The 23,890-nt window shown below is 47.8% G+C and carries 27 protein-coding genes; 18 read left to right on the top strand and 9 right to left on the bottom strand.

Translation table 11 applies throughout. From position 1 onward, the window contains the following. The first annotated feature begins 108 nt into the window (after nucleotides 1–108). Nucleotides 109–1,335, top strand: a complete 1,227-nt coding sequence (gene argD, locus ACKPVM_RS08445) for a bifunctional acetylornithine/succinyldiaminopimelate transaminase (protein ID WP_409308565.1) — start codon at nucleotides 109–111, stop codon at nucleotides 1,333–1,335. A gap of 72 nt (nucleotides 1,336–1,407) precedes the next feature. Here argD and crp read toward each other — a convergent pair whose 3' ends face one another. Beyond that, a complete protein-coding gene (gene crp / locus ACKPVM_RS08450) occupies nucleotides 1,408–2,040 on the bottom strand; it encodes a cAMP-activated global transcriptional regulator CRP (RefSeq protein WP_004090925.1) in 633 nt (210 codons plus the stop codon). Nucleotides 2,041–2,358: 318 nt separating this feature from the next. Between crp and ACKPVM_RS08455 the strand changes: the two genes are divergently transcribed. Next, a complete protein-coding gene (locus tag ACKPVM_RS08455) occupies nucleotides 2,359–2,766 on the top strand; it encodes an OsmC family protein (protein WP_409308569.1) in 408 nt (135 codons plus the stop codon). A gap of 64 nt (nucleotides 2,767–2,830) precedes the next feature. Here ACKPVM_RS08455 and ACKPVM_RS08460 read toward each other — a convergent pair whose 3' ends face one another. From ACKPVM_RS08460 to ACKPVM_RS08470, 3 genes are all read right to left on the bottom strand, one after another. After that, nucleotides 2,831–3,700: a phosphoribulokinase gene (locus ACKPVM_RS08460; protein ID WP_409308570.1), complete on the bottom strand. Its 870-nt coding sequence runs from the start codon at nucleotides 3,698–3,700 to the stop codon at nucleotides 2,831–2,833. A gap of 265 nt (nucleotides 3,701–3,965) precedes the next feature. Continuing rightward, entirely contained in the window at nucleotides 3,966–4,202 is a 237-nt protein-coding gene (locus ACKPVM_RS08465; protein ID WP_409308572.1) for a YheU family protein, read from the bottom strand. Next, nucleotides 4,199–5,209 (bottom strand): hydrolase, encoded by a 1,011-nt coding sequence (locus tag ACKPVM_RS08470; protein ID WP_409308574.1) that lies wholly within the window; start codon nucleotides 5,207–5,209, stop codon nucleotides 4,199–4,201. The genes ACKPVM_RS08465 and ACKPVM_RS08470 overlap by 4 nt, the downstream gene beginning before the upstream one ends. 148 nt (nucleotides 5,210–5,357) lie before the next feature. Here ACKPVM_RS08470 and ACKPVM_RS08475 point away from each other — a divergent pair, with 148 nt between their 5' ends. Continuing rightward, entirely contained in the window at nucleotides 5,358–5,960 is a 603-nt protein-coding gene (locus ACKPVM_RS08475; protein ID WP_409308576.1) for a LysE family translocator, read from the top strand. A gap of 63 nt (nucleotides 5,961–6,023) precedes the next feature. Here the strand turns inward: ACKPVM_RS08475 and ACKPVM_RS08480 are convergent, their stop codons facing one another. Next, nucleotides 6,024–7,934: an ABC transporter ATP-binding protein gene (locus ACKPVM_RS08480; protein WP_409308577.1), complete on the bottom strand. Its 1,911-nt coding sequence runs from the start codon at nucleotides 7,932–7,934 to the stop codon at nucleotides 6,024–6,026. Between the two features lie 128 nt (nucleotides 7,935–8,062). On the opposite strand from ACKPVM_RS08480, the gene kefG reads away from it, so the two are divergent. The 4 genes from kefG to slyD all read left to right on the top strand — a co-directional run bounded on the left by kefG (nucleotide 8,063) and on the right by slyD (nucleotide 11,429). After that, nucleotides 8,063–8,617, top strand: coding sequence for a glutathione-regulated potassium-efflux system ancillary protein KefG (kefG, locus tag ACKPVM_RS08485; RefSeq protein WP_409308661.1), 555 nt, complete (start codon nucleotides 8,063–8,065; stop codon nucleotides 8,615–8,617). 2 nt (nucleotides 8,618–8,619) lie between these two features. Then, nucleotides 8,620–10,431 carry a glutathione-regulated potassium-efflux system protein KefB gene (gene kefB / locus ACKPVM_RS08490; protein ID WP_409308579.1) on the top strand — a complete coding sequence of 604 codons (1,812 nt, stop codon included), beginning with the start codon at nucleotides 8,620–8,622 and terminating at the stop codon, nucleotides 10,429–10,431. 32 nt (nucleotides 10,432–10,463) lie between these two features. Further along, a complete protein-coding gene (locus tag ACKPVM_RS08495; RefSeq protein ID WP_409308581.1) occupies nucleotides 10,464–10,658 on the top strand; it encodes a YheV family putative zinc ribbon protein in 195 nt (64 codons plus the stop codon). Between the two features lie 192 nt (nucleotides 10,659–10,850). Further along, entirely contained in the window at nucleotides 10,851–11,429 is a 579-nt protein-coding gene (slyD, locus tag ACKPVM_RS08500; RefSeq protein ID WP_409308583.1) for a peptidylprolyl isomerase, read from the top strand. A gap of 91 nt (nucleotides 11,430–11,520) precedes the next feature. On the opposite strand, the gene ACKPVM_RS08505 is transcribed toward slyD, so the two are convergent. Next, a complete protein-coding gene (locus ACKPVM_RS08505) occupies nucleotides 11,521–11,739 on the bottom strand; it encodes a SlyX family protein (RefSeq protein WP_409308585.1) in 219 nt (72 codons plus the stop codon). Nucleotides 11,740–12,119: 380 nt separating this feature from the next. On the opposite strand from ACKPVM_RS08505, the gene fkpA reads away from it, so the two are divergent. Further along, a complete protein-coding gene (fkpA, locus tag ACKPVM_RS08510; protein ID WP_409308587.1) occupies nucleotides 12,120–12,935 on the top strand; it encodes an FKBP-type peptidyl-prolyl cis-trans isomerase in 816 nt (271 codons plus the stop codon). A 73-nt stretch (nucleotides 12,936–13,008) separates the two neighbouring features. Here fkpA and pmrB read toward each other — a convergent pair whose 3' ends face one another. Genes pmrB through eptA form a run of 3 tightly spaced genes read right to left on the bottom strand, consistent with a single transcriptional unit; the run spans nucleotide 13,009 to nucleotide 16,435 of the window. Then, a complete protein-coding gene (gene pmrB, locus ACKPVM_RS08515) occupies nucleotides 13,009–14,127 on the bottom strand; it encodes a two-component system sensor histidine kinase PmrB (RefSeq protein ID WP_409308589.1) in 1,119 nt (372 codons plus the stop codon). Beyond that, a complete protein-coding gene (gene pmrA / locus ACKPVM_RS08520; RefSeq protein WP_409308592.1) occupies nucleotides 14,124–14,792 on the bottom strand; it encodes a two-component system response regulator PmrA in 669 nt (222 codons plus the stop codon). The genes pmrB and pmrA overlap by 4 nt, the downstream gene beginning before the upstream one ends. Continuing rightward, nucleotides 14,789–16,435 (bottom strand): phosphoethanolamine transferase EptA, encoded by a 1,647-nt coding sequence (gene eptA, locus ACKPVM_RS08525; RefSeq protein ID WP_409308594.1) that lies wholly within the window; start codon nucleotides 16,433–16,435, stop codon nucleotides 14,789–14,791. Before eptA ends, pmrA begins: the two co-directional genes overlap by 4 nt. Before the next feature lie 175 nt (nucleotides 16,436–16,610). Here eptA and ACKPVM_RS08530 point away from each other — a divergent pair, with 175 nt between their 5' ends. From ACKPVM_RS08530 to bfr, 10 genes are all read left to right on the top strand, one after another. Beyond that, on the top strand, nucleotides 16,611–17,333 hold the full coding sequence (locus ACKPVM_RS08530; protein WP_409308596.1) for a helix-turn-helix transcriptional regulator: 723 nt from the start codon (nucleotides 16,611–16,613) through the stop codon (nucleotides 17,331–17,333). After that, nucleotides 17,333–17,722 carry a sulfurtransferase complex subunit TusD gene (tusD, locus tag ACKPVM_RS08535; RefSeq protein ID WP_409308598.1) on the top strand — a complete coding sequence of 130 codons (390 nt, stop codon included), beginning with the start codon at nucleotides 17,333–17,335 and terminating at the stop codon, nucleotides 17,720–17,722. The genes ACKPVM_RS08530 and tusD overlap by 1 nt, the downstream gene beginning before the upstream one ends. Before the next feature lie 19 nt (nucleotides 17,723–17,741). Next, complete coding sequence (gene tusC / locus ACKPVM_RS08540) at nucleotides 17,742–18,101, top strand: sulfurtransferase complex subunit TusC (RefSeq protein WP_409308600.1); 360 nt, start codon at nucleotides 17,742–17,744, stop codon at nucleotides 18,099–18,101. An 18-nt stretch (nucleotides 18,102–18,119) separates the two neighbouring features. Then, nucleotides 18,120–18,407, top strand: coding sequence for a sulfurtransferase complex subunit TusB (tusB, locus tag ACKPVM_RS08545; protein WP_409308602.1), 288 nt, complete (start codon nucleotides 18,120–18,122; stop codon nucleotides 18,405–18,407). 131 nt (nucleotides 18,408–18,538) lie between these two features. After that, a complete protein-coding gene (gene rpsL, locus ACKPVM_RS08550) occupies nucleotides 18,539–18,913 on the top strand; it encodes a 30S ribosomal protein S12 (RefSeq protein WP_012768095.1) in 375 nt (124 codons plus the stop codon). A 96-nt stretch (nucleotides 18,914–19,009) separates the two neighbouring features. Next, a complete protein-coding gene (gene rpsG / locus ACKPVM_RS08555) occupies nucleotides 19,010–19,480 on the top strand; it encodes a 30S ribosomal protein S7 (protein WP_009111198.1) in 471 nt (156 codons plus the stop codon). 93 nt (nucleotides 19,481–19,573) lie between these two features. Beyond that, the gene (fusA, locus tag ACKPVM_RS08560) at nucleotides 19,574–21,688 is read left to right on the top strand and encodes an elongation factor G (protein WP_409308606.1); all 2,115 of its coding nucleotides are present in this window, start codon (nucleotides 19,574–19,576) and stop codon (nucleotides 21,686–21,688) included. A 70-nt stretch (nucleotides 21,689–21,758) separates the two neighbouring features. Then, nucleotides 21,759–22,943 carry an elongation factor Tu gene (gene tuf / locus ACKPVM_RS08565; protein WP_409308608.1) on the top strand — a complete coding sequence of 395 codons (1,185 nt, stop codon included), beginning with the start codon at nucleotides 21,759–21,761 and terminating at the stop codon, nucleotides 22,941–22,943. Between the two features lie 145 nt (nucleotides 22,944–23,088). Continuing rightward, entirely contained in the window at nucleotides 23,089–23,283 is a 195-nt protein-coding gene (bfd, locus tag ACKPVM_RS08570; protein WP_409308610.1) for a bacterioferritin-associated ferredoxin, read from the top strand. Nucleotides 23,284–23,355: 72 nt separating this feature from the next. Next, on the top strand, nucleotides 23,356–23,829 hold the full coding sequence (gene bfr, locus ACKPVM_RS08575) for a bacterioferritin (RefSeq protein ID WP_409308612.1): 474 nt from the start codon (nucleotides 23,356–23,358) through the stop codon (nucleotides 23,827–23,829). Nucleotides 23,830–23,890: the final 61 nt, after the last annotated feature.

Genomic DNA, 23,890 nt, shown 5'->3' on the forward strand with positions numbered 1-23,890 from the left:
GTAATTGCTTTGAATAGATGATTTAATATTGCCTGTGTTTGATTTTTTATGCATATTTAGTGACTATATTTTCATTCTGAATGATGCGATATCAGAACGAGGCAGCAAATGGCAACAGCGAATAAAGCAGTAACAAGAGATACTCACGATAAAGTAATTCTGCCGGTTTATGCACCTGCGCAATTTGTGCCGGTAAAAGGTAAAGGCAGCAGGGTGTGGGACCAGCAAGGGCGGGAATATATTGATTTTTCCGGTGGCATTGCTGTTACTGCTCTGGGGCATTGTCATCCCGCGCTGGTTGCTGCATTGAAGCAGCAGGGAGAACAACTGTGGCATACCAGCAATATTTTTACCAACGAACCAGCGTTACGTCTCGCCAGCAAATTGATTGATGCCACTTTTGCCGATCGCGTGTTTTTTGTGAATTCAGGGGCTGAGGCGAATGAAGCCGCTTTTAAGCTAGCCCGTCACTATGCGATCAAACGTCATAGCCCGTATAAAACCAAGATCATCGCCTTCTACAATGCATTCCATGGCCGTACGCTGTTTACCGTTTCGGTTGGCGGACAGCCTAAATATGCAGATGGTTTCGGGCCAAAACCAGCGGATATCGTGCATGTTCCTTTTAACGATCTGGCAGCGGTTAAGGCCGTGATGGATGATCACACCTGTGCTGTCGTGCTGGAACCCGTGCAAGGTGAAGGGGGGATCACCCCGGCAACGCAGGAGTTTTTGCAGGGCGTGCGCGAGCTATGCGATCAACATCATGCGTTATTGGTGTTTGATGAAGTCCAAAGTGGAATGGGTAGAACGAGCAAGTTATTTACCTATATGCATTACGGTATTACGCCAGATATCTTAACGACGGCAAAAGCGTTGGGCGGTGGTTTTCCGATCAGCGCCATGCTGACAACTGAAGAAATTGCTTCAGTGATGACGGTGGGTGTGCATGGCACGACGTACGGTGGCAATCCACTGGCTTGTGCTGTAGCGGAAGCTGCATTGGATACAATTAATACGCCAGAAGTGCTGTCTGGCGTGGCTGAGCGCCATGATAAGTTCGTCCGTGAGTTGGAAAAAATTAACCAGCAGTATGGTATTTTCGAGCAAATTCGCGGCATGGGATTATTGATAGGGGCAGAGTTGACACCGGAGTGGCATGGCCGAGCGCATGACTTTTTGGCAGCGGCAACGGAGCAAGGGGTTATGGTGTTGATGGCAGGCCCGAATGTGATTCGTTTTGTTCCCTCATTGGTCATTGAGATGGATGATATTGAACAAGGAATGGCGAAGTTTGCGAAGGCCGTCGAGTGCGTGGTGAATGCCGCCGATTGATGCGTGTCATCATGAGAGCGTAAAAAAAGCGTGAAGTCGCCTTCACGCTTTTTTTATCGGTTAAAGATGGGATTAACGAGTGCCGTAAACGACAATCGTTTTGCCATGTGCGGAGATCAGATTCTGGTCTTCCAACATTTTCAGAATGCGGCCCACGGTTTCACGTGAGCAACCAACAATTTGTCCAATTTCCTGACGAGTAATTTTTATTTGCATGCCATCCGGGTGAGTCATGGCATCCGGTTGTTTTGCCAGGTTTAACAGCGTTTGGGCAATACGGCCTGTTACATCAAGGAAAGCCAGGTTACCCACTTTTTCTGACGTCACCTGCAAGCGGCTTGCCATTTGTGCGGACAAACGCATCAGGATATCAGGGTTGACCTGAATCAGTTGCCGAAATTTCTTATAAGAGATTTCAGCGACTTCACAAGCCGTTTTTGCGCGAACCCAAGCACTACGCTCCTGACCTTCTTCAAACAGGCCAAGTTCGCCGATAAAATCCCCCTGATTAAGATAAGAGAGAATCATTTCTTTGCCTTCTTCATCTTTGATCAGCACTGCGACGGAGCCTTTCACGATGTAGTAAAGCGTTTCTGCTTTTTCACCTTGGTGAATCAGCGTGCTCTTCGATGGATACTTATGGATATGGCAATGAGAAAGGAACCATTCGAGAGTTGGGTCTGTTTGCGGTTTGCCGAGAACCATTCGCTATCATCCTCTGTTGTAATTCACTGCGCAAATTACAGGGCTCAGAGTTCCCTGTACGGCGTATTTACTGCTAAAAAGTCAAAATCCGTGTAGGCAGAATGACGTCAGGGAATATACTGGAACCGAATATCTGGCGACGCCATCATCTTCCTTGTATCTGAGTTTGTCCAGAACAGGCAGATTCTACCTTCGTTTTTAACACAGCTTGAAGGAAGTGTCTTGTGTTGTCTCGCTTCAGCATGACAAAGGTCTGGTTATCATCTTTTTTTGTATAGTAACGGTATAAATTTTCAAAAATTTTTTAGTGGAGGCACTATGCAGGCACGGGTTAAATGGGTGGAAGGATTAACGTTTCTGGGCGAATCCTCATCAGGGCATCAGATTTTGATGGATGGTAATGCGGGTGATAAAGCGCCGAGCCCGATGGAGATGGTTTTGATGTCGGTAGGCAGTTGTAGCGCGATTGATGTGGTATCGATTTTACAGAAAGGACGTTACGATGTTATCGATTGTGAAGTGAAACTGACTTCGGAACGCAGAACGGAATCCCCTCGCTTGTTTACGCATATTAATCTGCATTTTATGGTCACGGGAAAAGCATTAACGGATAAAGCGGTGGAAAGGGCAGTAACGTTGTCTGCTGAGAAATACTGCTCAGTGGCGTTAATGTTGGATAAGGTTGTCAATGTTACGCATAGCCATGAAGTCAGGAATATCGCGTGATTTACCCGGCCTGATGTGCGCCTCCCACAGCGGTACGAAACATTGTTGTTGTGCCGCTGACCGTTCACTCGATCTTTTTTCCTTCCAGCAGGCGTTGTACCAGTGGCGCCATGATCAATTCCATCGCCAGCCCCATTTTCCCGCCAGGGACGACGAGGGTATTGATATGAGAAATAAACGATCCCTGTAGCATCGCGAGCAGATAGGGGTAATCAATATTATCCAGTCCCTGGAAATGGATCACCACGAAGCTTTCATCCAGAGAGGGAATAGATTTGGCAGCAAAGGGGTTGGATGTATCCACCGTGGGAACGCGCTGGAAGTTTATGTGCGTGCGTGAAAACTGTGGCGTGATGTAGCTAATATAGTCTTCCATCGAACGGACAACTGAATCCATGACGGCTTCACGCGAATGGCCCCGTTCATTGATGTCACGAATCAATTTTTGGATCCACTCCAGATTGACAATTGGCACGACGCCAACCAGCAGGTCAACATGTTGAGCGACGTTGTGCTGTTCAGTGACCACGCCGCCATGTAACCCTTCGTAAAATAGCACGTCGGTTGGCGCAGGCATCGGTTCCCATGGCGTAAAGGTACCGGGAACCTGATTGTAGGGAATCGCTTCATCATAGGTATGAAGGTATTTCCGGGTTTGCCCCCGTCCATGCTGACCATATTCGATGAAAGATTGTTCCAACAGGCTGAAATCGTTGGCTTCCGGGCCAAAATAGCTAATATGTCGACCCAAATCACGAGCTTTGCGGATAGCCATATCCATTTCTGGTCGGGTATAGCGATGAAAACTGTCCCCTTCCAGTTGCGCCGCCTGCATGTTCAGTTGCTGAAAAATCTTGCGAAAGGCCAGGCTGGTGGTGGTGGTTCCCGCTCCGCTGGAGCCTGTTACCGCAATAATTGGATGCTTATCTGACATGAGATGCATGACTCCGTGGTGGTGGCGCTTGTCCGTGTGGCTATCTCACAGACCAAACGTCATCAGAAGAAGGAATGGATAATAGCCTGATGACAACGTGGTGATTATTGACAGTACCGGACCCAATCAGCCCTTCCTGTGTAGACAGGAATCTTCCTGATATCAACGTATTACCTAAATAAAAATGCTCAGCCCGTATGAGGATAGCGGGGAAATAAGGTTTGTCATCAACCGCGATAGACATTGTTTTAGCATGTTTATTCGTCTAATACGACTGATGTTCACCGACGTTAAATTGACCGCGTGGCATGATGTTGATCGTTTCATGCAATTCAGACCAGACCAGAACCACTTCGCCAGATGCTAACTGTCGGCGAACGTCGGCGACTTTTTGTTCCAGGGTGCGTTCTTCCTCACCATAATCGGTCCCTTCGCGTAGGACGAATGATTGGATGAGGTTATCCAGCGTTTCAGGATCGAGTTGTTGCCAGGGAATAATCACGATGTTTCTCCAGAATGAAGCGATCCAGAAAGTGCACTGCCCAGATGAGGGGCAAGCCAGTTTGGTATACGTTTCTCCAGCCACATTTCCGGTTTGAGAAGCGTACCGCTGACAAAACCGACGTGTCCGCCATGATCTGTCAACTGATATTCAATATTAGAAGGTAATAGGGAAATATTGGGGATGACCTCTCGGGTCATGAACGGATCGTCTTTGGCATGGATAATCAGTAATGGTTTTTTTACCTGTGATAACAAGGGTAGCGCACTACAGCGGCGATAATAATCTGCCGCGTCATGAAAACCGTGTGCTCGTGAAGTAATCACATCATCAAATTCGCGTAGCTGTTTAATTTTCTTTAATTGCGCTAATTGGACGGGCAGCGTATCGGGATAGGCGAGCAGTTTACGCGTCGCGTTTTGCTTTAACTGACGTAATAAGTAGTGCTGATAAACTCGAGAGAACCCGTGTTCCATCCGTCGGCTACAAGGCTCCAGCATCAGCGGGGCTGATACGATCACGGCCGCAGATAGCAAACACCGATCGCCCTGTTTTTCCAGCAAACAGGCTAACATGTTGCCACCGAGAGAAATACCGACAGCGGCCGTTGCGACCTTGCCGTAAGTCGTCTGCAACCAATGTAGAAAATAGCTGGCATCTTCAGTTTCACCAGAATGATAGATGCGTTTCATTCGATTGGGTTTACCACTGCATCCGCGAAAATGCATGATAACGGCCAACCAGCCATGCTGTCGGCAGGCGTGTAATAAACCGTGGGCATAAGGGCTATGGAAATTGCCTTCCAAGCCATGAAACAGTACCACTCGCGGTTTGTTTCGGGCTTGATTTGGGTCTTCGCTCCAGGCCAGATCGACAAAGTCGCCGTCGGGCAGGTCGAGGCATTGCCAGACCGGCTGTAATTGGGCTTTACGTCTTATCAGTCGCGGCAATAGCGTTTGAACGTGGGGATTACTGGCACCGCTAAGTGGGCGAAAAACATCATACATAATGTAAAGAAAATCTTGTTGTCAGATCTTGTGCGATCAATATCACACTGTTAGCTTCGATACTGCTAGTTAATCGTTATTTTTTGCAAATAACCATCTATCAAAAACGGTATGACATCACGGTTGTCGGGCGAGAGGAGCCCATTTCATGGAACTGAGTTTATTTATCTCGATGTTGGGTTTTCTCTGGGTTGCGGCGATTACACCTGGGCCAAATAACATGCTGTTAACGACCTCCGGCGCCAATTTTGGCTTTTTCCGTTCTCTGTGGTTAATGCTCGGCATTATGCTGGGAATGCAAAGCATCTTGTTATTGGTGGCCTTTGGTGTTGGCGGCTTGATCCTACTTTACCCGTCTTTGCATTTTATCCTCAAAGTGCTTGGTAGCGCCTATCTGCTTTGGCTGGCGTGGAAAATTGCGACGGCGGCTTATGAAAAGCTGGAAACAAATATCGCGCCTCCCAAGCCAGTCCGACTTTATCAGGGATGGTTGTTGCAGTTTTTGAACCCTAAAGCGTGGCTGATGGCGTTGGGGGCTGTCGCGAGTTTTAGTTTGGCAGGAGAGGAATATTACCATTCTGTCATGGCAATTAGCGTGGGGATCGTGCTGGTCAACCTGGTCTCTGGCGTGATTTGGCTGGGGTTCGGCACCATGATAGGCCGCCTGTTGCGTAGCAAAAAAGCGTGGATTCTCTTTAATGTTTCGATGGGAATATTGACCGCAGCGTGCGTGCTGCTGATTTGGCACTAGCTTATCGTTGAAAAAATATTGTTGCGAGCGGATGATTTTTAGTCCGCTCGCAACAGGTATCGACTAGGATAATGACTGATTTAATTGTTCCAACTGTTCCTGAGCATCCAGCCACGCCATTTCTGTTGCTTCCAGTTCATTTTTGATTTTGGTCTGCTGTTGCAGGCAGTCTGTTAACTCGTTTTTACGACGAATATCATAAAGCTCACTGTCTGCCAGACGGGCTTCGATCTCCGCTAATGCTGTGCTGAGTTTCTCCATCTGCTGCTCGAGTTTAGCGATCTGCTTACGTAGTGGCTGCGTCTGTGTACGTAACTCTGCTTCACGACGTTTTTGCTCTTTACGTGCTTGAGCGCTGTTAGCGGTACTCTCTTTTGTTACCTCGTCTGCTGCATTATCCTGACGTTGCAGGTCGACTAGCCATTTTTGATAATCTTCCAGATCGCCATCAAAGGGCTCTACTTTATGGTCGTGGACCAAATAAAGATCATCGGTCGTAGATCGGATCAGATGTCGATCGTGCGAAACCACCACCAGCGCACCTTCAAAATCGATCAACGCTTCGGTCAGCGCCTGGCGCATATCAAGGTCAAGGTGGTTGGTTGGTTCATCCAACAGTAACAGGTTTGGGCGTTGCCACACGATCAGGGCCAGTACCAGACGGGCTTTTTCTCCGCCAGAAAAGCGTTCAGTTATTTCGGTTACTTTATCACCCTGAAAACCAAAGCCACCGAGGTAATCCCGTAGTTGCTGTTCGGTTTCCCGTTCTGCCAGGCGGATAAGATGTTGCAGTGGCGATTCATCTGCCCGAAGAAACTCTAACTGATGCTGAGCGAAATACCCCAGTTTTACGCCTTTGGCCAAACCAATTTCACCGTGCAAAGGGGCAAGTGTGCCAGCCAATAGCTTGATCAGTGTGGATTTACCTGCACCGTTATGCCCCAGCAAGCCAATGCGTGAACCGGGCACTAAATTCAACTTGATCGATTCAAGGATGAGTTTGTCACCATACCCGGCGCTGACTTTTTCCATCCTTAGAAGGGGGTTAGGCAGCGATGCTGGCGGTCGAAAGCTGAAACGGAAAGGGTTATCCACATGTGCCGGGGCAATCATTTCCATACGTTCCAGCATTTTTATCCGGCTTTGCGCTTGTTTGGCTTTGGTTGCCTGTGCCCGGAAACGGTCAATATAGTGTTGTAAATGCGCGACCCTTTCCTGCTGGTGTTCATAGAGCGACTGTTGTTGTGCCAGTCGGGTCGCGCGCTGGCGTTCAAACGAAGAGTAGTTACCCGTATATTCGTTGAGCGTTTGTTGCTCGATATGCAGGATTTTATTCACGACGGGATCGAGAAAATCCCGGTCATGTGAAATCAGCACCAGAGTTCCCGGATAACCTTTTAGCCATTTCTCCAGCCAGATCACGGCATCAAGATCCAGGTGGTTGGTTGGTTCATCCAGTAGTAAAAGGTCGGAGCGACACAATAGCGCCTGCGCCAGGTTGAGGCGCATACGCCAGCCACCTGAGAAGTCACTGACAGGGTGTTGTAGTTGATCCTGAGAAAATCCAAGGCCGTGTAATAAACTTGACGCCCTTGCTTCGATAGTCCAAGCCTGAATGGCATCTAACTTGCCGTGCAATGTCGCAATGGCATGTCCATCGTTCTCTTCGTTGGCCGTGTGAAGTTCGGCTTCTAACTGACGAAACTCTCGGTCACCGTCAATAACGTATTCCAGCGCCGGCACATCCAGCGCGGGCGTTTCCTGATTGACCCATGCCAGCGCCCAGTTTTGAGGGAATGTCGCGCTACCGCCATCGGCGCTGATTTCACCTTTCAGTAACGACAGCAGGGTAGACTTACCACAACCGTTTTTACCGACTAAACCGACCTTTTGGCCTGGATTAACCGTAGCGGTCGCGTTATCTAATAAAACACGTACACCACGTCGAATTTGCAGCGAAGAGAAGACAATCATAAAGCGCCATATGTTCAGAGTATGTTAAATTATGGACATGATATCAGGGCTGATAGTGCCCTGTTTTTAGTCGTTGCGCTGCATGGTAACGGAAAATGTTTACTATGACGACGCTTTGGAGGGGAATGATGTCGCAGCCACCTAAGATTTTGCTGCTGTATGCCCATCCGGAATCACAAGACTCGGTGGCTAACCGAGTTTTACTGCAACCGGCCCAGCAATTAAATCATGTCACCGTGCACGATCTCTACGCGCACTATCCTGATTTTTTTATTGATATCCACTATGAGCAGCAGTTGCTGCGCGAACATGACGTCATTGTTTTCCAACATCCGTTCTACACCTATAGCTGTCCGGCGTTATTGAAAGAATGGCTCGATCGAGTGTTGTCGCGCGGTTTTGCTAATGGAATTGGCGGTACGGCGCTGGAAGGAAAGTATTGGCGATCGGTGATGACCACGGGTGAGCCGGAATATGCTTATCAAACAGAGGGAAGCCGTCTCTATTCGATGGATGAATTATTGCGTCCATTCGAGCTAACGGCATCAATGTGCCGTATGCGTTGGATGGCACCGATGATTGTTTACTGGGCTCGTCGTTTACAGCCCGATGTTTTGGCCAGCCATGCCCGAGCTTATGGTGAATGGCTGGCGTCTCCGTTCGATAAAAAAGAGGAACGCTGATTATGGAGAGTTCTGCGCTACTGACCGCCAGCGTACTATTTTTATTTGTGGCGGTGGTAGCCGTACCGATCGCTGTTCGATTAGGGATTGGTGCCGTATTAGGTTATTTGATTGCAGGAATTGCTATCGGCCCTTGGGGATTAGGTTTTATCCGGGACGTTGAAGCAATTCTGCATTTTTCTGAGTTGGGTGTGGTTTTCCTGATGTTTATCATTGGGTTGGAGCTTAACCCTGGGAAGCTATGGACGTTGCGCCGTTCTATTTTTGGCATCGGTGCCGCTCAGGTTGGTTTGAGTTCACTGTTCTTAGGTGGCGCTTTATTTCTGACGGATTTTTCATGGCAAGCGGCATTAATTGGCGGCGTGGGGTTGGCGATGTCGTCAACAGCGATGGCGTTGCAATTGATGCGTGAAAAAGGCATGAACCGCAGTGAATCGGGTCAGTTGGGCTTTTCCGTCTTATTATTTCAGGACTTGGCGGTTATCCCAGCACTGGCGTTAATCCCTATTTTGGCTGGTGTACAAGGGGATTTTGGCGACTGGGAGCGCATCGGGCTAAAGGTTGCTGCATTTCTGGGTATGTTAATCGGTGGACGCTATCTGGTTCGTCCTTTGTTCCGTTTTATCGCCGCATCGGGTGTGCGTGAAGTCTTTACTGCGGCGGCATTATTACTGGTGCTGGGTTCGGCGCTATTTATGGAAGCATTAGGTTTTTCCATGGCGCTAGGCACCTTTATCGCGGGAATTCTGCTGGCGGAAAGTGAGTACCGTCATGAACTGGAGATCGCGATTGAGCCGTTCAAAGGGTTGCTGCTGGGACTCTTTTTCATTTCTGTCGGGATGGCGTTGAATCTCGGTATTCTTTACACCCACATTGTAAAAATCATGGTTGCCGTGCTGGTGTTGGTTGCGGTCAAAGGCGCTGTTTTATACTTTTTGGCACGACTTAACAGAATGCGGCGTTCCGAACGCTTACAGTTTGCCGGGGTGTTGAGTCAGGGTGGCGAGTTTGCGTTTGTTCTGTTTTCTGCCGCCTCTGTATTCAACGTACTGAAAGGCGAGCAGTTGCCGTTACTGTTGGTCACCGTCACGCTATCGATGATGACGACGCCACTGCTGATGCAGATAATCGATCGTATTCTTGAACGCCGCTATAACGTGCAGGATGCGCCGGATGAAAAGCCTTATGTCGCAGATGATGAACCCCAGGTCATCGTTGTGGGGTTTGGGCGTTTTGGGCAAGTTATTGGCCGTTTGCTGATGGCAAACAAAATGCGAATTACGGTACTGGAACGCGATATCAGCGCCGTGAGCCTAATGAGAAGCTATGGTTATAAGGTGTACTATGGCGATGCGACAGAGTTAGAACTGCTGCGTGCCGCTGGTGCGGCACAGGCGCAGTCGATCGTTATTACCTGTAATACGCCAGAAGATACCATGGAGATTGTCCATCTGTGCCAGCAGCATTTTCCTCATTTGGAGATTCTGGCACGGGCGCGTGGGCGCGTTGAAGCGCATGAATTACTCCAGGCGGGCGTAAGACATTTTTCACGCGAAACGTTTTCCAGTGCGTTGGAATTGGGGCGTAAGGCATTGATGTCTTTGGGCATGCATCCTCATCAGGCATTTCGCGCTCAGCAGCATTTTCGACGTTTGGATATGCGCATGCTGCGTGAATTAATGCCGCAACTGACGGGCGATGTGGCGCAGATCTCCCGTGTGAAAGAAGCACGTCGCGAGCTGGAAGATATTTTTCAACGGGAAATGCAGCGTGAACGACGTCGGCCCAGCGTTTGGGATGAGGATGACGAGTAGACGAATAATCATGGGGACAGATCGAGACAGTTATGCGTAAACGATTTATTGCAGGAGCAGTTTGCCCCAAATGTCAGGCTCAGGATACGCTGGCGGTTGGGCGTGAAGGTGAAACGGAAGTGGTAACTTGCGTAAAATGCGGCTATCACCAACGTCAGTCGGAAACGGCTTCGGCCTCATCGGAGCGGCCAGCACAGGAAATTATCGGCATTTTTCATCCTGACTGATTTTCAAGACGCTGTTTTATGCTGGCTTGATGCAAGAGGCGCTAAAACAACGCCTCTCTGGAATAAGTTTGCCGAAGATGGGGACGATGCTCATCATGAAAAGTGCCTGACGTTTTTTGATTCCAGACGGTACATAGGGACATTTTTCAGCTACAATTTGCGCCAGTTTGATTTCCAACGCTAGGAGATATCATGAAAGTAGCAAAAGATCTGGTGGTCAGTCTGGCCTATCAGGTACGTACAGAAGACGGTGTGTTGGTTGATGAGTCTCCGGTGAGCGCGCCGTTGGACTATCTGCATGGTCATGGCTCGCTGATTTCCGGTCTGGAAAATGCGCTGGAAGGCCGTGCCGCAGGCGAACGCTTCGATGTGAAAATAGAGTCTAACGATGCCTACGGCAACTATGATGAAAATCTGGTTCAACGTGTACCGAAAGATGTTTTCATGGGCGTTGACGAGCTCCAGGTTGGCATGCGTTTTCTGGCTGAAACGGACCAGGGTCCAGTACCAGTTGAAATTACAGAAGTGGAAGACGATCACGTTGTTGTTGATGGCAACCATATGCTGGCAGGTCAGAACCTGAGCTTCAATGTTGAAGTGATCGCGATCCGTGAAGCGACCGAAGAAGAACTGGCTCACGGTCATGTTCATGGTGAGCACGATCATGAACATGGCGATGGTTGCTGTGGCGGCCATGGTCACGATCATGAGCACGGACACGAACACGGTAAAGGTGGTTGCGGCGGTCATGGTGGCTGTGGCTGCCATTGATTAACCGTCACTGGTAAAAGAAAACCTCAGTCTGATATTTGTCACCTGAGGTTTTTTTGTGTCTGATTTTCGTAGGACGAGGCTGTTCGTTTTAGTAATGTGGCGGTGGTGTTTCTTCCGATTGTGGCGCGACAAGTGATGTCTGCTGAGTTCGCAATCGTTCCGTTAATAGGCGCATTTGTTCGCGTAAGCGGCTAATCTCGCGCTCATGTTGAATGACCGTTTGGTTTAGCTCTTCTATCGTTAATTCCTGAAAGGCTTGGCGGCTCTCCAACTGTTCGAGCCGTTCTTCGAGTGATGATGGTGACATCGATATTCCCCTTACTTCTTGTTACCCGCGAGTGTGTCAGAAAGCGGAAACTTCTGGTAGTAAAAATGGTCGGAATAAAACGTAATAGGCGACGTTCGTGGGAACGCGACCTAAAGATAAGCGCTTTTTCATTTGGTGATTCGCTTTTGGGATCTGGATAGTTTCAGCGACTTAAACATTGTTGCAGGCATTTTTACATTGGGCCACTCAGTCCGTTTTTTCCTAAATGTTGCTGTGTGCAACTAAAAATGATTTATGGCGTTTTTTATCAAAAGTTTGTTGTGAGCGTCGTTGTGTTGTCTTCGCTCGCACAGTTATAGTAGTCACGAACTTATTTTAATGATGGCTGGAGCGCGTTGTTCCAGATGCTGGAGAGATGGATGAAATCACTGTTTAAAGTAACACTGTTAGCGACGACGATGGCCCTGACTTTGAACGCAGGCCAGGTTCTGGCAGCAGAGAAAGCGCAGGCGTCTGATAGTACCGCGACAGCCAAATTCAAGAATGATGAACAAGCCGTTGCTTATGCTCTAGGCGCATCCTTAGGGCGTTACATGGATAACTCTCTGAAAGAGCAGGAAAAAATCGGCATCAAGCTGGACAAGGAACAATTGATCGCGGGTGTTCTGGATGCGTTTGCTGATAAGAGTAAGCTGGACGATGAAGAGATCGAGAAAACGCTGCAAGGCTTTGAAGGAAAAGTAAAAGCAGCGGCTGAAGCCAAAGTGAAGCAGGATGCGAAGGATAACGAAGATAAAGGTACCAAGTATCGCGATACTTTCGCCAAAGAAAAAGGCGTGAAGAAAACGGCGTCTGGCCTGTTGTATCAAGTTGAGAAAGAAGGTAGCGGTAACGCGCCGAAAGACAGCGATACCGTGGTCGTCAACTATAAAGGCACGTTGGTAGACGGTAGCGAGTTTGATAGTTCTTACAAACGTAGTGAACCGCTTTCTTTCCGTCTGGACGGTGTGATCCCAGGTTGGACTGAAGGTTTGAAACACGTGAAGAAAGGCGGCAAAATCAAACTGGTTATCCCACCGGCGTTAGCATACGGTGAAACAGGGGTTCCGGGAATTCCTGCCAACTCCACGCTGGTGTTTGACGTTGAACTGCTGGATATTAAGTCTGAAGCCGATGTTAAAGCGGCTGATGATGCAAAAGCGGAAAAACCAGCCGCAGAGAAAAACGCTCAGTAATGACGAATACCGAATGATGCATGAACCGCAGGTTATCCCTGCGGTTTTTTGTGTCAGGGAACCAGACTCTCGTCTATTGTTTGCCGCTGGGAGCATTGGGCATGGAGACTGACGGATTATCCAGCATGATAAATACCACCCGGGCGAGAGTGCCTGAGCTTTCCGTGCGGTTGCAGAGGAATAGCTGACCGTTATGCAATTGGGCGATCCGTGTAACAATACTGAGCCCAAGGCCGATACCGCCGTAACGACTATCCATCCGGACAAATGCTTTACTTAATTCGCCAACCTTGCCCTCTTCAATGCCAGGCCCTTGATCTTCTACTTGTAATTCAATGTGTTCATGTGTATTCAGCCGAACGGTTATCGTGCTGTGCTCTGGGCTGTAGCGATAGGCATTTTCGACCAGATTACGCAATAACATCTGCAATAGTATCGCATCACCATGCATGATGTGGTCGTTTGTGGATAGCTCCCACGCCAGCGTTTGCTGACGTGTAGACACCATTTCCTGTAGTTCACCCTGTATGGGAGAGATGATGTCTTTCAGTAACGAGATGTTTTGATACTGGCCGGCAGAGAAATCCTGCCCGGCTCGGGCAAGCAATAATAACTGTTCGATAGTTTTCGTCATTTGATCAATGCGATTGAGCAGCGGCTGGCAATCAATATGGTGTCTCTGCTCGTGTAACTCCAAATGGAGGCGTATGCCCGCTAGTGGTGTGCGCAGTTCGTGAGCCACATCGGCAGTAAATTGTCTGTCGCGTTTTAAAGTTTCGTCCAGGCGTTGAAATAGCAGATTGATGGCGCTTGTCACAGCAGCGATCTCCTGTATGTCACTTTGCTGCGGTAGAGGTTCCAGGTTTTCTGCCGTACGATTTTTCAACTCTTCCTGTAGATGTGAAAGTGGGCGAGTTATCCAACTGACGGCTTGAAAGCATAAAACCAATGTGGCAATAACCATGACAAAGCTAGGGATACTGAGTGATGCAATCGCCTCATTAATTTCTTGATTGATTTTTCTGTTTTGAGCTTGCGCGCTGAGGGTTTTATCAACCAGCAATCCAATCTGTTCTTCACTTTCATGCCACAGCCATAGCACGCTGATTAACTGGCAAACCAGAAGAATGCCACCCAGCGTTAATATGAGCCGACGACGCATACTGGTGGTGCCGGGGGCATTGCTTTTCATGCATGTTCGCTCTTTGTTAATACATAACCAAAGCCGCGTAAGGTTCGTATGCGGTCTTTACCAATTTTCTGGCGCAGATTATGAATGTGTACCTCAAGTGAATTTGATGAGGGATCGTCTTTCCAGTTATAGATATCCTGGTGTAGTACCTCACGATGAACCTGAATACCAGCCTTTAAGATGAGCCGTGACAGAATAGCGAATTCCTTGGGCGTCAACACGACGAGCTTGCCGTCAACACTCACCTGTTGATTGTTGAGATCCAGCGTAATGTTATCAACCTGTATATGGCTATGACCCGCTCCTTGGTGCCGACGAATGAGGGCCCTGACTCGGGCTTGTAACTCCGTCAGAGCAAAAGGCTTGATGAGATAGTCATCAGCCCCGACATCTAGCCCATTGACACGATCGGTAACGGTATCACGGGCAGTTAAAATGAGGACCGGTTGTTGGTACTGATTTTTACGCCAGCGGGATAACAGGTGCAGACCATCATCATCCGGTAAGCCGAGATCCAGGATGATAAGACTATAGTGCGCGCTTCCAATTAAGGCATCGGCTTCTTTGGCTGTTCCGACACAATCGCAGGTATAGCCTTCGTGCGTCAGTGCTAGCATTAGCCCTTCTTGCAATAGCTTGTCATCTTCAACAATCAATAGTTTCATGATGCACTGCCTTGGCATGGCCGGATAATATCTAACTGTTGATGGTATTCCGTTGTCTCAATGTTAAACATCCCCAGTATGGTATGGAAAAGATTATCTTGCGAATAGGCGTTTTGCTTCGCATTATTGCGTAAGCAGTTTTCTTTGATTGAAAATTGTTTCTGATAGTCTTCTGAGAACCACATGAGCATCGGAACATGCGTCTGTTGCTCGGGCGCGATAGAATAAGGCATGCTGTGGAGATAAATACCTTTCTCCCCCAACGACTCTCCGTGGTCAGACAGATAAACGAGCGCCGTATTAAATTTATCCTGACGAGATTTTAATAAGTTAATGGCTTTATCCAGAATGTAATCGGCGTACAAAATAGTATTGTCATATGTGTTTTCCAATTCTTCTTGAGAACAGGTCTGAATCTGATTGGTATCACAGGATGGCGTGAATTTTTTAAAAGTGTCAGGATAGCGCTGATAATAACTTGGGCCATGGCTTCCCATGGTATGCAAAACGATAATGCCATCGTTATCGAGCTTATTGATGTAGTTATCCAGATCGTGAAAGAGTGCTTCGTCGTAGCAGTTACCACCTGAGCACAAATTCGGCAATTTTAAATCTGTAATATTTACCGTTGGGACTCGAGAACAAACATCTTTACAGCCGCCATCATTTTCATGCCAAAGTACATCTACTTTGGCGCGTTGTAATATATCCAGTAACCCTTCCTGATGGCTTGCCAATCCTCCATCAAACCCTTGGCGAGGCATGTTAGAAAACATGCAGGGGACAGAAACACCCGTTGATGTACCGCAAGACACGGTGTTATCAAAGTAAATGACATTGTTTTTTGCCAGTTTTGGATTGGTTTCCTTCGTGTATCCCCCCAGCGAAAAATTTTGTGCACGGGATGTTTCGCCAATAACCAGGATAACCAGATTCTTTTTCCCATTTGCCTGCTGTAATGTTTTCTTATGGGCATCCAGACCGATTTTGACCAGTGGCAAATTGGCCAATGCGTTGTGTTTGTAATAAGAAAGAGACGCCGCGACGATATTGCTCGGGGTTATTGATTTCACCAGTTCCTTATTATTCCGCATAAGAGAGGCGTAATCTTTATAGAAGAAAACAGCGATAATTAAAATTGAAAATAGGGAGGCGAGGATGAGAAGAATACGTATTCCGATCGCCGTGATATTAAAGTGTATCGGTTTTATTTTCACCCAAACGGCGAAAATAGAGGGAATAACCCCAAGAGTAAATAGCCACAGGATAAACTGCGGAGTGATTAACGATAAGGACTCACTAACCGTTGTTTCAATAATATTCTGAACCATCGTCCGGTCTATCACGATGCCGTAATTCAGCATAAAGTACTGCGCAGAGGCACCAGTGAGTAAAAAGAAAATGATGATGGACTGACACAAGTAAGGGACGGCGAGTAGAGTAAAGACGATATTCAATACAGCGAAAATAACGACAGGCATACTCAGGAAGAACAAGACATTTACCCCACTTGCCATATCTAGCAAGTGTAGCGTTTGACGATAATAGGCAATGTTATGTGCGATAGTGATGAATGCGGAAAAAATCAGTACAAACGTTAGGCTGCTCCAGCGTGGCCTGCTTAGCAGAATCCCATTTTTCATAAAGCGTCTCTTTGGTATCTATGTGCAATATCAATAGCGACGCATCCTAGTGAGGTTAAATTAAAGCAACCTTAAGAACGGGGCCCGTTAAATTCAGGGACGAGAGAGTGGACATTTGCTAAACTATGTCCCTTGTCAATACAATAAATAGATGATGTTGAGGGTGGTGTCTGCCATGTCCAATTCGCTTGTGTCTGGCGAATCTTATGACCTTGATTTGCTGGATGAACGTCCGTTTAACCAGACGGATTATGAGATCCTGAAATCGTATGAAGCAGTGGTCGATGGTTTGGCCATGTTAATCGGTGAGCATTGCGAGATAGTGTTGCATTCTCTCGAAGATCTTAAATGCTCTGCCGTGCGGATTGCTAATGGTGAACATACCGGCAGGAAAATCGGTTCCCCCATCACTGACCTTGCATTGCGTATGTTGCACGATATGGCTGGAGAGGATAGCAGTGTATCCAAGGCCTATTTCACTCGTGCGAAAAGTGGCGTATTGATGAAATCTGTCACTATCGCAATCCGTAACCGCGATCAGCGCGTTATTGGTCTGTTGTGTATTAACATGAACCTGGACGTTCCTTTCTCACAGATTGTTCAGACGTTCATCCCCCCTGAAATGCATGAAGTTGCATCGTCGGTCAATTTTGCGTCTTCGGTAGACGATCTCGTCGCTCAAACGCTGGAATTTTCCATCGAGGAAGTAAATGCCGATCGCAACGTGTCTAATAATGCGAAAAACAGACAAATCGTGCTTAGCCTGTATGAAAAAGGGATCTTTGATATCAAAGATGCGATTAATCAGGTTGCTGAACGTCTGAATATTTCCAAGCACACGGTTTACCTTTATATCCGCCAGTTTAAAAGCGGTGACTTCAGTGGGCACGATCGCTGATGCTGAGTTATTGCCTGCTAGTGACTGGGCCTGCTTATGGTACACAGCAGGCGAGTAGCGCGTTTCAGTTCGCACAGGCGGTATTAGCGGAAGGTCATCGGTTGGAAAGCGTGTTTTTCTATCGCGAAGGTGTGTTGAATGCTAACCAACTGACATCACCCGCGAATGATGAATTCGATCTTGTTCGAGCCTGGCAACAACTGGGGCTGGAGTATGATGTGGCTCTTAACGTGTGCATTGCGGCGGCGTTAAGGCGCGGTGTCACGGATGAGCAGCAGGCTGAATTGCTTAAGTTAGGTCACGCTAATTTACAAGCCGGATTTACGCTCAGTGGCTTGGGTGAATTGGCTCAGTCGGTGCTGGAATGCGATCGTGTTATGCAGTTTTAATCTGTTTTAAGGTAGCGTCATGAAGCGTGTTGCTTTTGTTTTTAGTCATTCGCCTCACGGCAGCGCCTCTGGACGGGAGGGGCTGGACGCGCTTTTAGCTATGTCCGCATTAACTGAAGATATCGGCGTGTTTTTTATCGGTGATGGGGTCTTGCAACTGATGCCAGCACAGCAGCCTGAAAAAATACTGATGCGTAACTACATTGCAACGTTTGGCGTATTGCCGCTTTATGATATTGAAAACTGCTATGCATGTGAAACGTCAATACGACAACGTGGCATTAGTGTAGAAACGAATTGGATTCTGGGCGTTGAATTATTATCGCCAGATGCTTTGTGCAATAAGTTGACCGACTACCATTCTGTTCTTACATTTTAGCGACAGGTTTTTCATTATATGTTGCACACGCTTTCCCATTCTCCTTATCAAAGTGACATGGATGCGCTTTTGCGCTATCTGAGACCTGGCGATGTATTGGTTTTAATGCAAGATGGTGTGATTGCCGCTCTGGCTGGAACCACTTTCGTAAAGCAAATTCATGATTTATCTATTCCCTTGTATGTCCTTAGAAATGATGCTGAAGCGAGGGGCGTTTCTGAACAAATTTCCTGTGACTCCATATACATTGACTATAATCAGTTTGTTCGATTAACGGTGCAACATTCGCAACAGCTGGCTTGGTAGCAGTGATTTTTTGACTATTTCTTGACTCCTTACACGGCCAGCCCTAAAATTCTGCGTCCTCATACTTTGCCTTGCGCATGCATGAGACGATTTATTACGTGTTTACGAAGCAAAAACCAGGAGCTTTTTGAATGGCAACAATTAACCAGCTGGTACGCAAACCACGCTCCCTGAAAGTTGCGAAAAGCAACGTTCCGGCGCTGGAAGCCTGCCCGCAGAAACGTGGCGTATGTACTCGTGTATATACCACCACTCCAAAGAAACCGAACTCCGCACTGCGTAAAGTATGTCGTGTTCGTTTAACTAACGGTTTTGAAGTTACCTCCTATATCGGTGGTGAAGGTCATAACCTACAGGAACACTCCGTGATCCTGATCCGTGGCGGTCGTGTTAAAGACCTGCCAGGTGTGCGTTACCACACCGTTCGTGGTGCGCTGGACTGCTCAGGTGTTAAAGACCGTAAGCAATCCCGTTCCAAGTATGGCGTGAAGAAGCCAAAGGCTTAATGGTTCTCCGTTAAGTAAGGCCAAACGTTTTAACTTAAATGTCAAACTAAACTCGTAGAGTTTTGGACAATCCTGAATTAACAACGGAGTATTTCCATGCCACGTCGTCGCGTCATTGGTCAACGTAAAATTCTGCCGGATCCTAAGTTCGGATCAGAGCTGTTGGCCAAATTTGTAAATATCCTGATGGTAGATGGTAAAAAATCTACTGCTGAAGCAATCGTCTATACCGCGCTGGAGACCCTGGCTCAGCGTTCTGGTAAAGATCATCTGGAAGCTTTTGAAGTAGCTCTGGACAACGTTCGCCCGACTGTCGAAGTTAAGTCGCGCCGCGTTGGTGGTTCTACTTATCAGGTACCAGTTGAAGTCCGTCCGGTTCGCCGTAATGCCTTGGCAATGCGTTGGATCGTTGAAGCTGCTCGTAAACGCGGTGATAAATCTATGGCTTTACGCCTGGCGAACGAACTTTCTGATGCAGCAGAAAACAAAGGTACTGCTGTTAAGAAACGTGAAGACGTTCACCGTATGGCCGAAGCCAACAAGGCGTTCGCTCACTACCGTTGGTAATCCCTTCGCTGTAGTCATGCTAACCAAGCGGGCGCTGAATAGCCAACCCGCTTGGGTTAACTAATTGAACGCCCTAGTAAATAGAGGATACAAATGGCTCGTACAACACCCATCGCACGCTACCGTAATATCGGTATCAGTGCGCACATCGACGCCGGTAAAACCACTACTACCGAACGTATTCTGTTCTACACCGGTGTAAACCACAAAATCGGTGAAGTTCATGATGGCGCAGCCACTATGGACTGGATGGAACAGGAGCAGGAACGTGGTATTACTATCACTTCCGCAGCGACTACTGCATTCTGGTCAGGTATGGCTAAGCAGTATGAACCGCATCGCGTAAACATCATCGACACCCCAGGACACGTTGACTTCACTATCGAAGTAGAACGTTCCATGCGTGTACTCGACGGTGCGGTAATGGTTTACTGCGCAGTTGGTGGTGTTCAGCCGCAGTCTGAAACCGTATGGCGTCAGGCAAACAAATATAAAGTTCCACGCATTGCGTTCGTTAACAAAATGGACCGCATGGGTGCAAACTTCCTGAAAGTTGTTGGTCAGATCAAAACCCGTCTGGGTGCGAATCCTGTTCCGTTGCAACTGGCGATTGGTGCTGAAGAAGCATTCACCGGCGTTGTTGACCTGGTGAAAATGAAAGCCATCAACTGGAATGAGGCCGATGCAGGTGTCACCTTCACTTATGAAGACATCCCGGCTGATATGCAGGAACTGGCTGAAGAATGGCATCAGAACCTGATTGAATCCGCAGCAGAAGCGTCTGAAGAGCTGATGGAAAAATACCTGGGTGGTGAAGAACTGACTGAAGAAGAGATCAAAAAAGCTCTGCGTCAGCGTGTTCTGAACAACGAAATCATCCTGGTAACCTGTGGTTCTGCATTTAAGAACAAAGGTGTGCAGGCGATGCTGGATGCGGTAATTGATTACCTGCCAGCGCCGACTGACGTACCTGCGATCAACGGCCTTTTGGATGACGGTAAAGATACGCCGGCTGAGCGTCATGCTAGCGATGACGAGCCGTTTGCGGCACTGGCATTCAAAATCGCTACCGACCCGTTTGTGGGTAACCTGACGTTCTTCCGCGTGTATTCCGGTGTGGTTAACTCTGGTGATACCGTATTGAACTCCGTGAAAGCGGCTCGTGAACGTTTTGGTCGTATCGTACAGATGCACGCCAACAAACGTGAAGAAATCAAAGAAGTTCGTGCGGGCGATATCGCTGCAGCTATCGGTCTGAAAGACGTTACAACGGGTGATACCCTGTGTGACCCAGAATCACCGATCATTCTGGAGCGTATGGAATTCCCAGAGCCGGTAATCTCCATCGCAGTAGAACCGAAAACCAAAGCTGACCAGGAAAAAATGGGCCTTGCTTTGGGTCGTCTGGCGAAGGAAGACCCGTCTTTCCGCGTATGGACTGATGAAGAGTCTAACCAGACTATCATCGCTGGTATGGGTGAGTTGCACCTCGATATCATCGTCGACCGTATGAAACGTGAATTTAACGTTGAAGCGAACGTCGGTAAACCTCAGGTTGCTTATCGTGAAGCGATTCGTGCGAAAGTTACCGATATTGAAGGTAAACACGCCAAGCAGTCTGGTGGTCGTGGTCAGTACGGTCACGTGGTTATCGACCTGTATCCGCTGGAGCCGGGCTCAAATCCGAAAGGCTACGAGTTCATCAACGACATTAAAGGTGGTGTTATTCCTGGCGAATACATCCCTGCCGTTGATAAAGGTATTCAGGAACAGCTGAAAGCTGGTCCGTTGGCTGGCTACCCTGTGGTTGATCTCGGTGTGCGTTTGCACTTCGGTTCTTACCATGACGTTGACTCCTCTGAATTGGCGTTTAAACTGGCTGCTTCTATTGCCTTTAAAGATGGCTTTAAGAAAGCACAGCCTGTTCTGCTTGAGCCGATCATGAAGGTTGAAGTTGAAACGCCGGAAGAGAACACGGGTGACGTCATCGGTGACCTTAGTCGTCGTCGTGGTCTGCTGCGTGGTCAGGAATCCAACGTGACTGGCGTTGTGATTCACGCTGAAGTTCCGCTGTCTGAAATGTTCGGATACGCAACTCAACTGCGTTCTCTGACCAAAGGCCGTGCTTCTTACTCCATGGAGTTCCTGAAGTACGACGATGCGCCGAACAATGTTGCTCAGGCCGTAATCGAAGCCCGTGGTAAATAAGCCTCAGGGTTAAAACCAAAATCCCGTGCTCTCTCCATAGGGGGAGAGCATTTGAGTAAGGAATATCGCCGTGTCTAAAGAAAAATTTGAACGTACAAAACCCCATGTTAACGTCGGTACTATCGGCCACGTTGACCATGGTAAAACGACTCTGACTGCTGCAATCACTACCGTTCTGGCAAAAACCTACGGTGGTAACGCACGTGCATTCGATCAGATCGATAATGCGCCAGAAGAAAAAGCTCGTGGTATCACCATCAACACCTCTCACGTTGAATATGATACGCCGACTCGCCACTATGCTCACGTTGACTGCCCAGGACACGCCGACTATGTGAAAAACATGATCACCGGTGCTGCGCAGATGGACGGCGCGATCCTGGTTGTTGCTGCGACTGACGGCCCAATGCCTCAGACTCGTGAGCACATCCTGCTGGGTCGTCAGGTTGGCGTTCCATACATCATCGTGTTCCTGAACAAATGTGACATGGTTGATGATGAAGAGCTGCTGGAACTGGTTGAGATGGAAGTGCGTGAACTGCTGTCTCAGTACGATTTCCCAGGCGATGATACGCCTATCGTTCGTGGTTCAGCGCTGAAAGCGTTGGAAGGCGAAGCTGAATGGGAAGCAAAAATTGTTGAGTTGGCTGAACACCTGGATTCTTATATCCCAGAACCAGAGCGTGCAATTGACAAGCCGTTCCTGCTGCCAATCGAAGACGTATTCTCTATCTCTGGTCGTGGTACCGTTGTTACCGGTCGTGTAGAACGTGGGATCATTAAAGTTGGTGAAGAAGTTGAAATCGTTGGTATCAAAGATACGACAAAAACGACTTGTACTGGCGTAGAAATGTTCCGCAAACTGCTGGACGAAGGTCGTGCTGGTGAGAACGTTGGTGTTCTGCTGCGTGGTACTAAGCGTGATGACGTAGAACGTGGTCAGGTACTGGCTAAACCAGGTTCAATCAAACCTCATACTCAGTTCGAGTCTGAAGTATATATCCTGAGCAAAGATGAAGGCGGTCGTCATACTCCGTTCTTCAAAGGCTACCGTCCTCAGTTCTACTTCCGTACCACTGACGTCACGGGTACCATTGAACTGCCAGAAGGCGTTGAAATGGTTATGCCTGGCGACAATATCAAGATGGTAGTAAACCTGATTGCTCCGATCGCGATGGACGATGGTTTACGTTTCGCTATCCGTGAAGGCGGCCGTACTGTTGGTGCGGGCGTTGTTGCTAAGGTTATCGCTTAATTGTAGATAAACCTAAGCATGAAAAAGGCACTTCGGTGCCTTTTTTTATACCCAATATTTAAATGTGAATTGAAATGAAAACTATTATTATTTACAATACTGGCATTGGTTAAAAAACATCCGCGATAATGGTGAGTCATTCGGTATGTATGTGTGTTTGTGCAATGCGATCTCTGACAAAGTCATTCGTAACGTAGTTCGACAGTATCAACCTCAATCTTTGCAGCAGTTACGTAAACTGGTCCCTGTCGGGACAGATTGTGGCAAATGCATTCGTCAGACGCGTGTCATTTTCGAAGAGGAACAAGCAAAAATTCCTGATATGTATGAAGTAGCATAAAATGTAGGGTCGTTTTTTTGACTCTCTGCCTACCGGTTCTACACTTTAAGAACTGGAGCGGAGGAGTGTGTCATGAAAGGCGATAAAAAAGTTATTACTCATCTCAACAAGCTATTGGGCAACGAGCTGGTAGCCATCAACCAATATTTTCTTCATGCCCGAATGTTTAAAAACTGGGGCCTAACCCGTCTTAACGATCACGAATATCATGAGTCTATTGACGAGATGAAGCACGCGGATCGCTATATCGAACGAATCTTGTTTCTTGAAGGTATCCCAAATCTGCAAGATTTGGGCAAGCTGAATATCGGAGAAGATGTTGAAGAAATCTTGCGTTCCGATCTTCAACTGGAACTGGATGGCGCAAAGAATCTGCGTGAGGCGATTGCCTACGCTGATTCAGTGCATGACTACGTCAGCAGGGATTTAATGATAGAAATTCTTGCCGATGAAGAAGGGCACATTGACTGGTTGGAAACTGAGTTGGATTTGATTACGCGCCTTGGTATACAAAACTATCTTCAAACTCAGTTAAAATCTGAGTAGCGCTGTCTGCCATAATGCCGCATGCCTGAATACGGTCAGGGTTGATACGTGATACGCATTA

This window comes from Pectobacterium hainanensis (assembly GCF_046237015.1).
Taxonomy (GTDB): Bacteria; Pseudomonadota; Gammaproteobacteria; order Enterobacterales; family Enterobacteriaceae; genus JBJYIN01.

Excerpts from the sequence above, each read along its gene's own strand:
- kefG (WP_409308661.1), top strand. The coding sequence starts at position 8,063 with ATGTCGCAGCCACCTAAGATTTTGCTGCTGTATGCCCATCCGGAATCA.
- fkpA (WP_409308587.1), top strand. The coding sequence starts at position 12,120 with ATGAAATCACTGTTTAAAGTAACACTGTTAGCGACGACGATGGCCCTG.
- pmrA (WP_409308592.1), bottom strand. The coding sequence starts at position 14,792 with ATGAAACTATTGATTGTTGAAGATGACAAGCTATTGCAAGAAGGGCTA.
- ACKPVM_RS08495 (WP_409308581.1), top strand. The coding sequence starts at position 10,464 with ATGCGTAAACGATTTATTGCAGGAGCAGTTTGCCCCAAATGTCAGGCT.
- eptA (WP_409308594.1), bottom strand. The coding sequence starts at position 16,435 with ATGAAAAATGGGATTCTGCTAAGCAGGCCACGCTGGAGCAGCCTAACG.
- ACKPVM_RS08480 (WP_409308577.1), bottom strand. The coding sequence starts at position 7,934 with ATGATTGTCTTCTCTTCGCTGCAAATTCGACGTGGTGTACGTGTTTTA.
- bfd (WP_409308610.1), top strand. The coding sequence starts at position 23,089 with ATGTATGTGTGTTTGTGCAATGCGATCTCTGACAAAGTCATTCGTAAC.
- ACKPVM_RS08460 (WP_409308570.1), bottom strand. The coding sequence starts at position 3,700 with ATGTCAGATAAGCATCCAATTATTGCGGTAACAGGCTCCAGCGGAGCG.
- ACKPVM_RS08455 (WP_409308569.1), top strand. The coding sequence starts at position 2,359 with ATGCAGGCACGGGTTAAATGGGTGGAAGGATTAACGTTTCTGGGCGAA.
- slyD (WP_409308583.1), top strand. The coding sequence starts at position 10,851 with ATGAAAGTAGCAAAAGATCTGGTGGTCAGTCTGGCCTATCAGGTACGT.
- tusB (WP_409308602.1), top strand. The coding sequence starts at position 18,120 with ATGTTGCACACGCTTTCCCATTCTCCTTATCAAAGTGACATGGATGCG.
- crp (WP_004090925.1), bottom strand. The coding sequence starts at position 2,040 with ATGGTTCTCGGCAAACCGCAAACAGACCCAACTCTCGAATGGTTCCTT.
- ACKPVM_RS08530 (WP_409308596.1), top strand. The coding sequence starts at position 16,611 with ATGTCCAATTCGCTTGTGTCTGGCGAATCTTATGACCTTGATTTGCTG.
- tusC (WP_409308600.1), top strand. The coding sequence starts at position 17,742 with ATGAAGCGTGTTGCTTTTGTTTTTAGTCATTCGCCTCACGGCAGCGCC.
- tusD (WP_409308598.1), top strand. The coding sequence starts at position 17,333 with ATGCTGAGTTATTGCCTGCTAGTGACTGGGCCTGCTTATGGTACACAG.
- ACKPVM_RS08470 (WP_409308574.1), bottom strand. The coding sequence starts at position 5,209 with ATGTATGATGTTTTTCGCCCACTTAGCGGTGCCAGTAATCCCCACGTT.
- rpsG (WP_009111198.1), top strand. The coding sequence starts at position 19,010 with ATGCCACGTCGTCGCGTCATTGGTCAACGTAAAATTCTGCCGGATCCT.
- pmrB (WP_409308589.1), bottom strand. The coding sequence starts at position 14,127 with ATGAAAAGCAATGCCCCCGGCACCACCAGTATGCGTCGTCGGCTCATA.
- rpsL (WP_012768095.1), top strand. The coding sequence starts at position 18,539 with ATGGCAACAATTAACCAGCTGGTACGCAAACCACGCTCCCTGAAAGTT.
- fusA (WP_409308606.1), top strand. The coding sequence starts at position 19,574 with ATGGCTCGTACAACACCCATCGCACGCTACCGTAATATCGGTATCAGT.
- kefB (WP_409308579.1), top strand. The coding sequence starts at position 8,620 with ATGGAGAGTTCTGCGCTACTGACCGCCAGCGTACTATTTTTATTTGTG.
- argD (WP_409308565.1), top strand. The coding sequence starts at position 109 with ATGGCAACAGCGAATAAAGCAGTAACAAGAGATACTCACGATAAAGTA.
- ACKPVM_RS08475 (WP_409308576.1), top strand. The coding sequence starts at position 5,358 with ATGGAACTGAGTTTATTTATCTCGATGTTGGGTTTTCTCTGGGTTGCG.
- ACKPVM_RS08505 (WP_409308585.1), bottom strand. The coding sequence starts at position 11,739 with ATGTCACCATCATCACTCGAAGAACGGCTCGAACAGTTGGAGAGCCGC.
- bfr (WP_409308612.1), top strand. The coding sequence starts at position 23,356 with ATGAAAGGCGATAAAAAAGTTATTACTCATCTCAACAAGCTATTGGGC.